The 14,509-nt window shown below is 64.5% G+C and carries 11 protein-coding genes; 2 read left to right on the top strand and 9 right to left on the bottom strand.

Features of this window, described 5'->3' with window-relative positions; genetic code table 11:
- Window positions 1-9: 9 nt before the first annotated feature.
- A complete protein-coding gene (locus tag E4487_RS18610; protein WP_175254082.1) occupies window positions 10-1,494 on the top strand; it encodes a TolC family protein in 1,485 nt (494 codons plus the stop codon).
- Between the two features lie 90 nt (window positions 1,495-1,584).
- Here the strand turns inward: E4487_RS18610 and E4487_RS18605 are convergent, their stop codons facing one another.
- On the bottom strand, window positions 1,585-3,882 hold the full coding sequence (locus E4487_RS18605; RefSeq protein ID WP_047590131.1) for a YgiQ family radical SAM protein: 2,298 nt from the start codon (window positions 3,880-3,882) through the stop codon (window positions 1,585-1,587).
- A 227-nt stretch (window positions 3,883-4,109) separates the two neighbouring features.
- On the opposite strand from E4487_RS18605, the gene E4487_RS18600 reads away from it, so the two are divergent.
- Window positions 4,110-6,017 carry a diguanylate cyclase gene (locus E4487_RS18600; RefSeq protein WP_175254081.1) on the top strand — a complete coding sequence of 636 codons (1,908 nt, stop codon included), beginning with the start codon at window positions 4,110-4,112 and terminating at the stop codon, window positions 6,015-6,017.
- On the opposite strand, the gene alr is transcribed toward E4487_RS18600, so the two are convergent.
- The 8 genes from alr to rnr form a co-directional block, all read right to left on the bottom strand.
- Entirely contained in the window at window positions 6,018-7,094 is a 1,077-nt protein-coding gene (gene alr / locus E4487_RS18595; protein WP_175254080.1) for an alanine racemase, read from the bottom strand.
- 125 nt (window positions 7,095-7,219) lie between these two features.
- On the bottom strand, window positions 7,220-8,614 hold the full coding sequence (dnaB, locus tag E4487_RS18590; RefSeq protein WP_037052414.1) for a replicative DNA helicase: 1,395 nt from the start codon (window positions 8,612-8,614) through the stop codon (window positions 7,220-7,222).
- 117 nt (window positions 8,615-8,731) lie between these two features.
- Window positions 8,732-9,178 (bottom strand): 50S ribosomal protein L9, encoded by a 447-nt coding sequence (gene rplI, locus E4487_RS18585; RefSeq protein WP_037052411.1) that lies wholly within the window; start codon window positions 9,176-9,178, stop codon window positions 8,732-8,734.
- 21 nt (window positions 9,179-9,199) lie between these two features.
- Window positions 9,200-10,093, bottom strand: coding sequence for a hypothetical protein (locus E4487_RS18580; RefSeq protein ID WP_134676022.1), 894 nt, complete (start codon window positions 10,091-10,093; stop codon window positions 9,200-9,202).
- A 36-nt stretch (window positions 10,094-10,129) separates the two neighbouring features.
- Window positions 10,130-10,360 (bottom strand): 30S ribosomal protein S18, encoded by a 231-nt coding sequence (rpsR, locus tag E4487_RS18575; RefSeq protein WP_003246847.1) that lies wholly within the window; start codon window positions 10,358-10,360, stop codon window positions 10,130-10,132.
- 28 nt (window positions 10,361-10,388) lie between these two features.
- Window positions 10,389-10,811, bottom strand: coding sequence for a 30S ribosomal protein S6 (gene rpsF, locus E4487_RS18570; protein ID WP_047590140.1), 423 nt, complete (start codon window positions 10,809-10,811; stop codon window positions 10,389-10,391).
- A 174-nt stretch (window positions 10,812-10,985) separates the two neighbouring features.
- A complete protein-coding gene (rlmB, locus tag E4487_RS18565) occupies window positions 10,986-11,738 on the bottom strand; it encodes a 23S rRNA (guanosine(2251)-2'-O)-methyltransferase RlmB (RefSeq protein WP_152487778.1) in 753 nt (250 codons plus the stop codon).
- On the bottom strand, window positions 11,735-14,224 hold the full coding sequence (gene rnr, locus E4487_RS18560) for a ribonuclease R (RefSeq protein WP_175254079.1): 2,490 nt from the start codon (window positions 14,222-14,224) through the stop codon (window positions 11,735-11,737). Before rnr ends, rlmB begins: the two co-directional genes overlap by 4 nt.
- Window positions 14,225-14,509: the final 285 nt, after the last annotated feature.

Genomic DNA, 14,509 nt, shown 5'->3' with positions numbered 1-14,509 from the left:
GGCCCAAGGATGAAAAAGAGCGAAACACTAGGGGTAGTGAGCATGCTGGCGCTGGCCATCAGTGGCTGCGCGGTGACCAGCCAGCCCATCGAGCGCAGCGTCAGCGAGCAACGGGCGCAGAGCGACCTGCAGGCGATGTTCGCCGACCAGGAGCCGCTCAACGGCCCGCTGACCCTGCACGAGGCCATGGCGCGTGCGGTGAAGTACAACCTCGAGGCGCGCCTCAAGGTGATGGAAGAGGCCATGGCCCAACGCCAGGTCGATCTCGCCACCTTCGACATGCTGCCGCGCATGGCGCTGTCGGCGGGTTATGCAGGGCGCAACAACGTCAGCGCGTCGAGCAGCCAGAGCATCGAAACCGGCACCCAGTCGCTCGAACCCTCCACCTCGCAGGATCGCGACCGCGGCGTGGCCGACCTGACCATGGTGTGGAACGTGCTCGACTTCGGTGTCAGCTACGTCAGCGCCAAGCAGCAGGGCGACCAGCGCCTGATCGTGCAGGAGCGTCGGCGCAAGGTGGTGCACACCATCATTCAGGACGTGCGCTCTGCCTACTGGCGCGCCGTCGCCGCCGATCGCCTGCTCAGCCAGATCGACAGCCTCATGACACGCGTGGCCGAGGCCCGGGACAACAGCCAGCGCCTGAGTGAACAGCGCATCGGCGACCCGATCCAGGCCCTGAGCTATCAGCGCGCCCTGATCGAGGCCACTCGCCAGCTGGAGGAACAACGCCGCGCCCTGTCACTGGCCAAGACCGAGCTGGCGACGCTGATCAACCTGCCCCTGGGCACCCAGGTCGAACTGGCGCCCGAGACCGGCTACCAGGTCCCGGAGCTGAAGGTGGAACTGGGCACGCTGGAACAGGAGGCCCTGGCCAGCCGCCCCGAACTGCGCGAGCAGGACTACCAGGCGCGCATCAGCGCCGCCGAGACACGCAAGGCCATGCTGCGCCTGCTACCGGGCCTGGAGTTCTCGGCCGGCGGCCACTACGACAGCAACTCGTTCCTGGTCAACCAGAGCTGGGCCGACTACGGCGTGAAGGTCACCTGGAACCTGTTCAACGTCCTCTCGGCACCGGCCGCCATTGATGTCGCCAAGGCGGGCCAGGAGGTCGCCGACGCCCGCCGCCAGGCCATGTCGATGGCGATTCTCGCCCAGCTGCACGTGGCCAACGCCAACTTCCGCGAAGCGCAGCGCCAGTTCCGCACCAGCCAGCAACTGGCCGGGCTGGACGGCCAGATCGTCGAGCAACTGCGCAACCGCTACAAGGCGCAGGGCATCGGTGAACTGGAGCTGATCCAGGGCGAACTGAACACGCTGCAGGCGGACCTGCGCCGCGACCTGGCCTACGCGGAGCTGCGCAACAGCTACGGCCAGCTGTTCGCCAGCGTCGGTCTCGACCCGCTGCCGGAGACCATCGCCGCCGACAGCGTCGAGGCCATCGCGGCCGCGCTCGCCAGCCGCGAAGCGCAGTGGCAGGCAGGCCAGCTGTAAAGCGCTCGGCCCGCGCCGTCGCGGCGCGCTGCAGTCCGCGCCAGGCTTCGGGCGGACAGAAATACGCCAGCTCGAGGCTGGCGTTTTCATTCAGCGTGGCGCGACGGGCCTGGGCTTCTTCTTGCCGCCACCACCGCTCGCTTTGCCACCTTTCTTCTGTTCCTGCATCTTGGCGAAGGCAGCTGCCTTGGCCTGCTCGCGCTTGTCCCAGGGCTTGGCACCGTCGCTGCCACGGGGTGGCAGGCCGTTGTGCTGGGTGAGGATCTTGCCACCGGCGCCAGCCTTCTTGCTGCCCACGGGCGTGGAGTTCTTGCGCCGCGCGCTCTGGTAGCTGCCGTCACCCACAGGCTGGGTAGCAGGGATCAGCTGGTGCTTGGCCGGGCCGATCAGGTCGGCACGGCCCATGCGCTGCAGCGCTTCGCGCAGCAGAGGCCAGCCCTTCGGGTCGTGGTAGCGCAGGAAGGCCTTGTGCAGGCGGCGCTGCTGCTCGCTCTTGACGATCTCGACGCCGTCGCTCTTGTAGGTGACCTTGCGCAGCGGGTTCTTGCCCGAGTGATACATGGCCGTGGCCGTGGCCATTGGCGAGGGATAGAACGCCTGCACCTGGTCGGCGCGGAAACCGTTGCGCTTGAGCCACAGGGCGAGGTTCATCATGTCCTCGTCGGTGGTCCCCGGGTGCGCCGCGATGAAGTACGGGATCAGGTACTGCTCCTTGCCCGCTTCCTTCGAGAACTTCTCGAACATCTGCTTGAAGCGGTCATAGCTGCCGATGCCCGGCTTCATCATCTTGTCCAGCGGACCGCGCTCGGTGTGCTCCGGGGCGATCTTCAGGTAGCCGCCGACGTGGTGGGTGACCAGCTCCTTGACGTACTCCGGCGACTCGACGGCCAGGTCGTAGCGCAGGCCGGAGGCGATCAGGATCTTCTTCACGCCGGGCAGCGCACGTGCCTTGCGGTACAGCTCGATCAGCGACGAGTGGTCGGTGTTGAGGTTCTCGCAGATCCCCGGGAACACGCACGACGGCTTGCGGCAGTGACGCTCGATCTCCGGGTCCTTGCAGGCGATGCGGTACATGTTGGCGGTAGGACCGCCCAGGTCCGAAACGACCCCGGTAAAGCCCGGCACCTTGTCGCGCATCTCTTCGATCTCGCGGATGATCGAGTCGTGCGAACGGTTCTGGATGATGCGGCCTTCGTGCTCGGTGATCGAGCAGAAGGTGCAGCCGCCGAAGCAGCCACGCATGATGTTCACCGAGAAACGGATCATCTCGTACGCCGGGATGCGCTCGCCGCCGTACGCTGGATGCGGCACCCGGGCGTAGGGCATGCCGAACACGTAGTCCATTTCCTCGGTGCTCATGGGGATGGGTGGCGGGTTGAACCACACGTCCACCTCGCCATGCCTCTGCACCAGCGCACGGGCGTTGCCGGGGTTGGTCTCCAGGTGCAGCACACGGTTGGCGTGGGCGTAGAGCACCGGGTCGTTACGCACCTTCTCGAACGACGGCAGGCGGATCACCGTCTTGTCGCGGGTCATGCGCGGGCTTTCGAGAATCTGCACCACCTTGGCTTCGTTGGGGTCTTCGACCTCGCCACCCTTGCCCTGCTCGATGGCGCAGGCCTCGGTGTCCTGCGTATTGACGTAGGGGTTGATGATCTTGTCGACACGGCCCGGACGGTCGATGCGCGTGGAGTCCACCTCGAACCAGCCCTGCGGGGTATCGCGCCGGATGAAAGCGGTGCCGCGCACGTCGCTGATGCTCTCGATCGACTCGCCGCGCGACAGGCGCTGGGCCACCTCGACCACGGCGCGCTCGGCGTTGCCGTAGAGCAGGATGTCGGCGGTGGCGTCCATCAGGATCGAACGACGCACCTTGTCCTGCCAGTAGTCGTAGTGGGCGATGCGGCGCAGCGAGGCTTCGATGCCGCCGAGAATCACCGGCACGTGGCTGTAGGCCTCCTTGCAGCGCTGGCTGTAGACCAGGCTGGCGCGATCCGGGCGCTTGCCGGCCAGGCCGCCAGGGGTATAGGCGTCGTCGGAGCGAATCTTCTTGTCGGCGGTGTAGCGGTTGATCATCGAATCCATGTTGCCGGCGGCGACGCCGAAGAACAGGTTCGGCTCGCCGAGCTTCATGAAGTCGTCTTTGCTGCGCCAGTCCGGCTGGCTGATGATGCCGACGCGAAAGCCCTGGGCCTCCAGCAGGCGGCCGATGATGGCCATGCCGAACGAGGGATGATCGACGTAGGCATCACCGGTGACGATGATGATGTCGCAGCTGTCCCAGCCGAGCTGATCCATTTCTTCCCGGCTCATCGGCAGGAACGGCGCTGGCCCGAAACACTCGGCCCAGTACTTGGGATAGTCGAACAGCGGCTTGGCGGCTTGCATATTTTTTGATCAGCGGGCTATCACGAGGGGCGCGGATCATAGCACAAATTTTGACCAAACCAGACTAATTCACTGGGTTTAATGCCTCGGCAGCGGCCTCCCGCGCCACTGCAACTTGAGGAAAACCTGGCATTTTCCTGCAATAGCACCAGGCCATATTTGTTTTCGATCAATAACGTTCCTGTGCATATACTCAAAACACTCGGACACCGCCTATCAGGATGCCTATGCTGCAGCGTTTCGTCTTATCACTCGCTCTCTTGCTGTGGCTGGCCTCCACCAGCCAGGCGGCCCCCGTCATCACTCTGAGCGCGACCAGCAGCGGCTCGGCGCTCAACGCCGACGTCGAGCTGCTGGAGGATTCGCACGGTACGCTGAACATCGGCGACATCACCTCAGCCGCACAGCAATCGCGCTTTCAGGCGGCCAACGGGCGGGCCAGCGTGGGCCAGAGCCTGAATCCCTGGTGGATCAAACTCAGCCTGCAACGCGACAGCAGCGCACCGACGGACTGGGTGCTGGAAGTCGGCTCGGTCACCCAGCTCGATCTGCAGCTCTACCTGCCCGATGGCCAGGGTGGCTGGCAGATGCGCCAGGCGGGAGAGCGCGTGGCCTTCAGCGAGAGCCGCGACCTCGCATACCGGCGCATGGTGTTCGACCTGCCGGCGCTGGGCGAACAGCCGCTGACCCTGTACCTGCGTGCGTTCGACCCGGCCGGCAACTCCTTTCCGCTGCGCATCTGGCAGAGCGACGACCTCACGCAACTGGCGATCCGCGAGAACCTCGGGCTGGGCGTCATCTACGGCGTGGTCTTCGCCCTGCTGCTGTACAACCTGTTCATTCTCATCTCGCTGCGTGACAAGGCCTACTTCTGGTACGTGCTGACCACGGCCTTCGCCCTGCTGTTCATCATCAGCATGACCGGCCATGGCGCACAGTACCTGTGGCCGAACCACCCCGTTCCGGTCTGGCTCGACCGCATCACCCTGCCGTCGCTGTGGGGCCTGTTCGCCAGCCGTTTCACCCAGACGCTGCTGCAGACCAAGCTCTACGTCCGCTGGGCCCATCACCTGCTGAACATGGCCTGCGTGATCTACCTGATCGCCATCGGCCTGACCCTGTTCGAGCAGCGCTACCTGGCCGCCTGGGCCATCGCCCTGCTGTCGCTGACCAGCATTCCCGCCGCGCTGGGCAGCGCCGTGATCCGCTGGCGCCAGGGCTTCTTCCCGGCGCAGCTGTACCTCTACGGCTACGGCCTGGTGCTGGGCAGCGTCGCCATTCTGCTGCTGCGTACCACCGGCGTGCTGCAACCGGCCGAGTGGAACGCCTATGTGTTCCCCCTGGCCGTCGCGGCCGAGTCGATCCTGTTCTCCTTCGCCCTGGCCTATCGCATCCAGATCCTCAAGCAGGAGCGCGCCGACGCCCTGCAGCAGGCGGACCGCGAAAAGACCGCGCGCCTCGCGCAACTGCAGGCCAGCGCGGACGAGCTGCAGGCGGCGGTGACCGCACGCACCGCCGAGCTGGCCGCGACCAACGACCAGCTCCGCGAGCGCGAGCACGAGTTGCAGCACGCTGCCTTCCACGACCCGCTGACCGAACTGCCCAACCGCCGCTACCTGGTCGAGCGCTGCGAGTCGGCCCTGGCGCATGCCGAGCGCCACCAGGAGAGCGTGGCGCTGCTGCTGATCGACCTCGACCACTTCAAGCCGATCAACGACCGCTTCGGCCACGCCGCCGGCGACCTGATGCTGCAGGTCATCGCCAAGCGGCTGCGCGAGCACGTGCGCGCCGGCGATGCCGTCTCGCGCCTGGGAGGAGACGAGTTCGCGGCGCTGATCTGTGGCAGCGATGCGGAAAACCAGGCCCGGGAAATCGCCGCACGCCTGGTCAGCGAGCTGTCCGTACCGGTGCACTACGGTGCCGAACGCCTGCGCGTCACGGTCAGCATCGGCGCCGCGCTCTACCCCTGCCATGCACAGAGCTTCACCGGCCTGTACAAGGCTGCGGACGCCGCGCTCTACCGCGTCAAGGAGCTGGGCCGTTCAGGCTCGCGGATACATGGCGACGATGGCGAACTCAGCGAACAGGCCTGCCTGCAGCTGGATGTGCTCAAGGTGCCGAGCGGGCTGGCCTGATCAACCGATGTAGCGGCGCGGCACGCGAGCCGTGACCTTGGTCAGCAGCTCGTAGCCGATGGTGCCGCAGGCGATCGCGACCTCGTCCACCGGCAGGTTGCTGCCCCACAGCTCCACCGGCGAATCGATGCCCGCCTCGGGCACGTCGGTGACGTCCACCGCCAGCATGTCCATCGACACCCGCCCCGCCAGCATCGCCAGCTGACCCTCGACCAGCACCGGCGTGCCGCTGGGGGCGTGGCGAGGATAGCCGTCGGCGTAACCGCAACTGACGGTGGCGATACGCGAGTCGCGCTCGGCGACCCAGGCAGCGCCATAACCGACAGACTCGCCAGCCGCCACCTCATGCACGGCGATGACCCGCGCAGCCAGGGTCATCGCCGGCTTCAGGGCCAGTTCACTGGCGCTGAGATCGGCGAACGGCGTCGCGCCATAAAGCATGATGCCGGGGCGCGACCAGTCCATGTGCGCGGCGGGAATGGTCAGCACGGCGGCCGAGTTGGCCAGCGAGCGATGCGTGAAGTCCAGATCCAGCAGGCCGAGGAAGCATTCGACCTGCTGCTCGGTGAGCGGGTGGCCGCGCTCGTCGGCACAGGCGAAATGGCTGAGCAGATTGAGCTCGGCGACCTGCGGGGCATCCGCCAGGCGCGCATGCCACTGGCGCAGTTCGGCAGCGTCGAAGCCCAGGCGGTGCATGCCGGAATCCAGCTTCAGCCAGACGTTCAGCGGGCGCGGCAGCTCACTGCCCAGCAGAGCCTCGGCCTGCGCCGCGCTCTGCAGCACCAGGTCGAAGCCGAGCTGAGCGGCGATGGCATATTCGCCGGCCTCGAAGCAGCCCTCCAGCAACAGGATGCGCGCCTCGTCGTGCATGGCGCGCACTTCCGCAGCCTCCTCCAGGCTGGCCACCGCGAAACCGTCGGCGATATCGCGCAGCGCCGTCACCACCTCACGCACGCCATGCCCATAGGCATTGGCCTTGACCACCGCGAACGCCTGGCGGCCCGGCGCGCAGCGCTTGGCAAGGCTGTAGTTGTGGACGATGGCGGAGAGGTCGACGATGGCAGCAAGCGGACGCATGGCAGAGGGCCTGAACGAAAAACGGGTGCCCATCTTAACCCTTGGGCACCCGTTTTCATTGATCTGCGCCAGACCATCGTCGCCGTGAGCGCTGAGGGGCAAGAAGCCCGGCGCGCAGCAACGATTTATTCGTCGTCGAACTGGTAGCTACCCGGTGCCAGATTCTCGAAGCGCGAGAACTTGCCGAGGAAGGCCAGGCGCGCGGTCCCCAGCGGGCCGTTACGCTGCTTGCCGATGATGATCTCGGCGACGCCCTTGTACTCGGTCTCGGGGTGGTAGACCTCGTCGCGATAGACGAACAGGATGATGTCGGCGTCCTGCTCGATCGCCCCGGATTCACGCAAGTCGGAGTTGATCGGGCGCTTGTTGGGACGCTGTTCGAGACCCCGGTTGAGCTGCGACAGGGCGATCACCGGGCAGTTGAATTCCTTGGCCAGGGCTTTGAGCGAGCGCGAGATCTCGGAAATCTCGTTGACCCGGCTGTCGCCGCTGGAACCCGGAATCTGCATCAACTGCAGGTAGTCGACCATGATCAGGCCGATCTCGCCATGCTCACGCGCCAGGCGCCGCGTACGCGCACGCATCTCGCTCGGGGAGATGCCGGCGGTATCGTCGATGAACAGCTTGCGGTCGTTGAGCAGGTTCACCGCACTGGTCAGCCGCGGCCAGTCGTCATCGTCGAGCTGGCCGGCACGCACCTTGGTCTGGTCGATGCGCCCCAGCGAGGCGAGCATACGAATGACGATGGACTCCGACGGCATCTCCAGCGAGTAGACGAGGATCGACTTGTCGCTGCGCATCAGCGCGTTTTCCACCAGGTTCATGGCGAAGGTGGTCTTACCCATCGACGGACGGCCGGCGACGATGATCATGTCGGCCGGCTGCAGGCCGCTGGTCAGGTTGTCCAGATCGTCGAAGCCGGTGGACAGACCGGTGATCGCGTCACCGTTGTTGAACAGCTCGTCGATACGGTCGATGGCCTTGACCAGGATATCGTTGATGCCCACCGGGCCACCGGTCTTCGGCCGGTCCTCGGCGATCTCGAAGATCTTGCGCTCGGCCTCGTCGAGGATTTCCTCGCCGGTGCGCCCCTCGGGGGCATAGGCGCTGTCAGCGATCTCGTTGCTGATGCCGATCAGCTTACGCAGGGTCGCGCGTTCACGGATGATCTGCGCGTAGGCCTTGATGTTGGCCACCGACGGCGTGTTCTTCGCCAGTTCGCCCAGGTAGGCCAGACCGCCGACCTGCGACAGCTGGCCTTCCTTGTCCAGCTGCTCGGACAGGGTCACGACGTCGAACGGCGCATTGCGCTCGGCCAGCTTGAAGATCGCCCGGAAGATCAGGCGATGGTCGTGGCGATAGAAGTCACCATCGGAAACGCCATCGAGCACGCGCTCCCAGGCATTGTTGTCCAGCATCAGACCACCCAGCACCGCCTGCTCCGCCTCGATGGAGTGCGGTGGCACCTTCAGGGCCGCAGTTTGCAGGTCGTATTGTTCGGGGATGCTGATGTCGTTCATAGGCTCGAAAAGAAAGTGCAGCGATAGAAAAACAAAGGGCACGGATCGCAGAAGCGATACCGTGCCCGATTGTCAGCAGACCCGCACCGAAGCGCAAGCCCGCTTGGCGGCTACTGCTTAGGCAGCGACCACGATCACCTTGACGGTGGCTTCGACGTCGGTGTGCAGGTGCAGTGCAACGTCGTACTCGCCGACCAGACGGATAGTACCGTTGGGCAGACGAACTTCAGCCTTGGCCACTTCAACGCCGGAGGCGGTCAGGGCGTCAGCGATGTCGTGGGTACCGATCGAACCGAACAGCTTGCCTTCATCGCCAGCAACGGCGGTGATGGTGACTTCCAGCTCAGCCAGTTGAGCAGCGCGAGCTTCAGCGGAAGCTTTCTTCTCGGCAGCGGCTTTTTCCAGCTCGGCGCGGCGGGCTTCGAACGCAGCTACGTTTTCAGCGGTAGCAGCGGTGGCCTTGCCTTGCGGCAGCAGGAAGTTACGGCCGTAACCGGCTTTAACGTTCACTTTGTCGCCCAGGTTGCCCAGATTGGCGATTTTTTCCAGCAGGATGACTTCCATTTGGGTCTTACCTCTTAACTTTTAACCTTCACCGTTCGCAGAGCCCGGGCCGTTCTTGCGCGCCAGGCGACCGCGAAAATCAAACAGACTGTCGACGATGGCCAAGACCACCAGCAAGGGATAGATCAGCTGCATGAACAGCAGCAACGTGATGTACAGGCCCACCAGCCAGAAGCGAGCGAGGCCACCCTTTTCCACCAGGCCATGCACCAGGGCGACCCCGGCGAACAGCAGCGGCACGCTGCACAGCGGCGTGAGCATGGCCAGTTGCGGCCCGAGGTTCGGACCCAGCAGCATGCCCGCCAGCAGCAACAGTGCCTGCGGCAGCGGCAGTCTCAGGGCGCGGAACTCGCTCCCGAAACCACCCGGGTTGTACAACACGGCCTGCCAGTAACGCCCAAGTATCAGGCTCAGCAAGCTCAGGATCTGCAGCAGGGCCGCCAGCAAACCGGTCAGCACTGGCGCAATCAGGGCCTCGAGACGCTCGCGTTCGTTCACCGTCATCTGCTGGTGAACCCCATCCAGCATGTTCGGCAGCAGCTTCTGCAGCTCGCCGGCCATGGCCGCGATGGGTTCGCGGAACACTGCCCCAAGGACAACCCCATACACCAGGCCCAGCACCACACTGCTCAGCAGTATGCGGTTCCAGGTCCAGCTGGCGCGCAACAACAACGCCAGTCCCAGCGACCCGACCAACACCAGCAAGGTGCGTGGTTCGCCGAAATACCACCAGGCAATCGCCGGTAGCATGGCCCAGGCCACGATGCCCAGGGCATCGTTGGCACCGCGCCGCAACAGCACCAGGCTGCCAGCGGCGGCACTCAACCAGAACAACAGCGGCATCGCTGCCGATCCCACCACCACGAGGGTGGCCTGCATGCGGCCGCGCATGATGTATTCAGCCAGGGCACGCATGCGATCTATTCCTTAACTCTTGTCGACTATCCGATCTCAGCGGCCGTGGCTGTCGGTGTAGGGCAGCAGGGCCAGGAAGCGGGCGCGCTTGATAGCGGTGGCCAGCTGACGCTGATAACGAGCCTTGGTACCGGTGATACGGCTGGGAACGATCTTGCCGGTTTCCGAGATGTAGGCTTTCAGGGTGTTGAGATCTTTGAAATCGATCTCTTTCACGTCTTCAGCGGTGAAACGGCAGAATTTACGACGACGGAAGAAACGTGCCATGTGATTGGCTCCTCAATAGATCCGTGGATTACTCGTCAGCGTTGTCGCTGTCGTTGCTGTCGCTGTCATCGCTGTCGTTGGACTCAGCGTTTTCAGGACGTTCACGACGCTCGCGGCGCTCACTGCGGTTTTCTTCGGCCTTCAGCATCTCGGACTGACCGGTTACGGCCTCGTCGCGACGGATGACCAGGTTACGGATCACGGCGTCGTTGTAGCGGAAGCTGTCTTCCAGCTCGGCCAGGGCCTTGCCGGTGCACTCTACGTTGAGCATCACGTAGTGGGCTTTGTGGACGTTGTTGATGGCGTAAGCCAGCTGACGACGGCCCCAGTCTTCCAGGCGGTGAATCTTGCCACCGTCTTCTTCGATCAGCTTGGTGTAACGCTCGACCATGCCGCCGACTTGCTCGCTCTGGTCCGGGTGAACCAGAAAGATGATTTCGTAATGACGCATAAATGCTCCTTACGGGTTGTAGCCTGCCAACTAAGGTGGTCAGGCAAGGAGTGGGTTTTCTCGTGATGAGCTCACCGGACGTAAGGCATAGAAAAGCCTGCCGTCACGGCAAGGGGCGCCATTCTAGAGAAGCCCCCTGCCGCACGCAAGGTGAACTGGCGATTATTTGAACAGTCAGCCGCGCACCTTGGCCTGGCGCTGGCGCACCGCCTCGAACAGGCAGACGCCGGTGGCGACCGATACGTTCAGGCTGCTGACGCTGCCGCCCATGGGCAGCTTGACCAGGTAATCGCAATGCTCGCGGGTCAGGCGGCGCATGCCCTTGCCTTCGGCGCCCATCACCAGCACCGTCGGCCCGGTCATGTCGAGCTGGTACAGCTCCTGCTCCACCTCACCGGCGGTGCCGACGACCCACAGGCCTTTCTTCTGCAGCTTCTCCAGGGTCCGCGCCAGGTTGGTCACCGCGACCAGCGGAATGACCTCGGCGGCGCCGCAGGCCACCTTGCGCACGGTGGCGTTGAGCGTGGCCGACTTGTCCTTGGGCACGATCACCGCCTGCGCACCCGCGGCATCGGCCGTACGCAGACAGGCCCCCAGGTTGTGCGGATCGGTGACACCGTCGAGCACCAGCAGCAAGGGCACGCCCTCGCTACGTTCGAGCAGCTCGTCGAGCATGTTCTCGCCCCAGACCTGGCTCGGACTGACCTCGGCGACCACGCCCTGGTGCACGCCCTCGGCCCACTCGTCGAGCTCCTGACGCTCCTTGTGCCCGACCGGCACGCGGTGCTGCGCCGCCAGTTCCAGCATCGGCTGGATACGCGGCGCCTGGCGGCTCTCGGCCAGCCACAACTGCTTGACCCGCTTGGGGTGATGGCGCAGCAGCGCCTCCACGGCATGCACGCCGTAGACCTTCTCCAACTGACTCATCGTTTCGCCTTACGCTTGCTCGGCTTGCCGCCAGCGGTCGTCTCGGCCTTGCCCTTGGGTGCAGGCGCGCCCTTGCGATGGCTGGACGATTTCTTCGCCGGTGCCTTGGCACCGCCCTTCTTCGCTCCATCGAGCAGCGCCTTCTTCACCTCGCGGCTTTTCTGCACGTCGGTATTGCCCATGCCGCCGCGCTTGCCCGTGCGACGGGCGTCATCACCCTTGCCGGCCTTACCCTGGCTCAGCTCGAAGTCGATCTTGCGTTCGTCGAGGTCGACCCGCATCACCTTGACCTCGACGCTGTCGCCCAGGCGGAAGCTGCGACCGCTGCGCTCGCCGGACAGGCGATGATGGACGGGATCGAAGTGGTAGTAGTCGGCCGGCAACGCGGTCACGTGCACCAGGCCCTCGACATAGATGTCGCGCAACTCGACGAAGATGCCGAAGCCGGTCACCGCGGTGATCACGCCTTCGAAGGTCTCGCCGACGCGATCCTGCATGAACTCGCACTTGAGCCAGTTGACCACGTCACGGGTGGCCTCGTCGGCGCGGCGCTCAGTCATCGAGCACTGCTCGCCGAGTTTCTCCAGGGCCGCCTCGTCGTACGGATAGATGCGCGCCTTGGGCATGGCCGCCGCACCGGCGCGCTCGACATGCGAGGTTTCCCGTTTGGAACGGATCACGCTGCGAATGGCACGGTGCACCAGCAGGTCGGGATAGCGACGGATCGGCGAAGTGAAGTGGGTGTAGGCCTCGTAGTTGAGACCGAAGTGCCCTTCGTTCTGCGCGCTGTACACCGCCTGGCTGAGCGATCGCAGCATCACGGTCTGGATCAGGTGGAAGTCCGGACGCTCGCGGATGCTCTCCAGCAGGCGCTGGTAGTCCTTCGGCGACGGGCCATCCTTGGACTTGCCGCGCTGCAGCGACAGGCCAAGCTCGCCGAGGAACTGCTTGAGCTTCTCCAGGCGCTCCGGCGGCGGGCCATCGTGCACGCGATACAGCGAGGGAATCTCGTGATCCTGCATGAAGCGTGCGGTGGCCACGTTGGCGGCCAGCATGCACTCCTCGATCAGCTTGTGCGCATCGTTGCGCTGGGTCGGACGGATCTCGTCGATCTTGCGGTCGGAGCCGAAGACGATGCGCGTTTCCTGCGTATCGAAATCGATGGCGCCGCGCTCGTGACGTGCGGCGACCAGCACCTGATAGAGCGCATACAGCTCCTTGAGGTGCGGCAGGACCGCCTTGTACTCGCTGCGCAGGGCCTTGCCTTCGGCGCCCTTGGGATCTTCCAGCATGTAGCTGACCTTGTTGTAGGTCAGCCGCGCATGAGAGTGGATCACCGCCTCGTAGAACTTGTAGTCGACCATCTGGCCGCTCTTGGACATGCTCATCTCGCAGACCATGGCCAGGCGATCGACATGCGGGTTGAGCGAGCACAGGCCGTTGGACAGTTCCTCCGGCAGCATCGGCACGACGCGCTCGGGGAAGTACACCGAGTTGCCACGCTCCACCGCCTCGGCATCCAGCGCCGAGCCGACCTTCACGTAATGCGACACGTCGGCGATGGCCACGTACAGCTTCCAGCCACCGGAGAACAGCTTCCAGCGGCTGCTGTTCTTCTCGCAGTAGACGGCGTCGTCGAAGTCGCGTGCATCCTCGCCATCGATGGTGACGAACGGCAGATGACGCAGATCGACGCGCTTCTCCTTGTCCTTCTCTTCCACCTCGGGTTTGAGCTTGCGCGCTTCCTTGATCACGGCCTCGGGCCAGACATGCGGAATGTCGTAGCTGCGCAGCGCCACGTCGATTTCCATGCCCGGCGCCATGTAGTTGCCGATCACCTCGACGATGTCACCCTGCGGCTGGAAGCGCTGCGTCGGCCAGTGGGTGATCTTGATCTCGACGAACTGACCGATCCGCGCACCGGCGGTGCGGCCCGGAGTGACCAGCACTTCCTGCTGAATCTTCGGGTTGTCCGCGACCACGAAGCCGATACCGTTCTCTTCGTAGTAGCGACCGACGACGCTCTCGTGAGCACGCTCGATCACCTCGACGATACCGCCCTCGCGGCGCCCGCGACGGTCGAAACCGGCCACGCGCACCAGGGCCCGGTCGCCGTCGAAGACCAGGCGCATCTGCGCCGGGCTGAGGAACAGATCGTCACTGCCGTCGTCCGGCACCAGGAAGCCGAAACCGTCGCGGTGACCGCTGATGCGACCGCAGATCAGGTCGAGCTTGTCCACCGGGGCATAGCTGCCTCGCCGGGTATAGATCAGTTGACCGTCGCGCTCCATGGCGCGCAGGCGGCGGCGCAGGGCTTCGAGCTGGTCTTCGGTTTCGAGACCGAACTCTTCGACCAGCTGCTCGCGGCTGGCGGGCGAACCACGTTCGGCCAGATGGGCCAGGATCAGTTCGCGGCTGGGAATGGGGTTTTCGTATTTTTCCGCCTCGCGGGCGGCCTCGGGATCGAGGGATTGCCAATCGGCCATTTAAAGGGGGTTACCTATGCGTATGTATAAAGGTGTGTGTGCCATATGCCTATTGAAGCGCGAAATCGGCATCCGGGGCAGCTTTTCCGGCGACAATAATTTTTTTGGGGTCAGGGGTTTACAAGGTAAATGCCCGCCCGTATAGTTCGCGCCCACAGCGTCGAGGAGACGTTGTAACACGAAGCAGATGATGATTCATCGGTTTCAGTGCCCAGGTGGCGGAATTGGTAGACGCGCTGGTTTCAGGTATCAGTGGTGGCAACACCGTGGAAGTTCGAGTCTTCT

Origin of the sequence: Pseudomonas sp. BMW13 (genome assembly GCF_013357275.1) — a bacterium.
In the GTDB taxonomy this organism is placed as follows: domain Bacteria; phylum Pseudomonadota; class Gammaproteobacteria; order Pseudomonadales; family Pseudomonadaceae; genus Aquipseudomonas; species Aquipseudomonas khazarica.
The sequence above is the reverse complement of the archived record's forward strand: the minus strand, read 5'-3'. Positions and strand labels throughout refer to the sequence as shown.

What these genes read in the sequence shown, in the direction of transcription:
- dnaB (WP_037052414.1), bottom strand. Translation starts at nt 8,614, where the DNA reads ATGAACGACATCAGCATCCCCGAACAATACGACCTGCAAACTGCGGCC.
- rnr (WP_175254079.1), bottom strand. Translation starts at nt 14,224, where the DNA reads ATGGCCGATTGGCAATCCCTCGATCCCGAGGCCGCCCGCGAGGCGGAA.
- E4487_RS18600 (WP_175254081.1), top strand. Translation starts at nt 4,110, where the DNA reads ATGCTGCAGCGTTTCGTCTTATCACTCGCTCTCTTGCTGTGGCTGGCC.
- rplI (WP_037052411.1), bottom strand. Translation starts at nt 9,178, where the DNA reads ATGGAAGTCATCCTGCTGGAAAAAATCGCCAATCTGGGCAACCTGGGC.
- alr (WP_175254080.1), bottom strand. Translation starts at nt 7,094, where the DNA reads ATGCGTCCGCTTGCTGCCATCGTCGACCTCTCCGCCATCGTCCACAAC.
- E4487_RS18605 (WP_047590131.1), bottom strand. Translation starts at nt 3,882, where the DNA reads ATGCAAGCCGCCAAGCCGCTGTTCGACTATCCCAAGTACTGGGCCGAG.
- rlmB (WP_152487778.1), bottom strand. Translation starts at nt 11,738, where the DNA reads ATGAGTCAGTTGGAGAAGGTCTACGGCGTGCATGCCGTGGAGGCGCTG.
- rpsF (WP_047590140.1), bottom strand. Translation starts at nt 10,811, where the DNA reads ATGCGTCATTACGAAATCATCTTTCTGGTTCACCCGGACCAGAGCGAG.
- E4487_RS18610 (WP_175254082.1), top strand. Translation starts at nt 10, where the DNA reads ATGAAAAAGAGCGAAACACTAGGGGTAGTGAGCATGCTGGCGCTGGCC.
- E4487_RS18580 (WP_134676022.1), bottom strand. Translation starts at nt 10,093, where the DNA reads ATGCGTGCCCTGGCTGAATACATCATGCGCGGCCGCATGCAGGCCACC.
- rpsR (WP_003246847.1), bottom strand. Translation starts at nt 10,360, where the DNA reads ATGGCACGTTTCTTCCGTCGTCGTAAATTCTGCCGTTTCACCGCTGAA.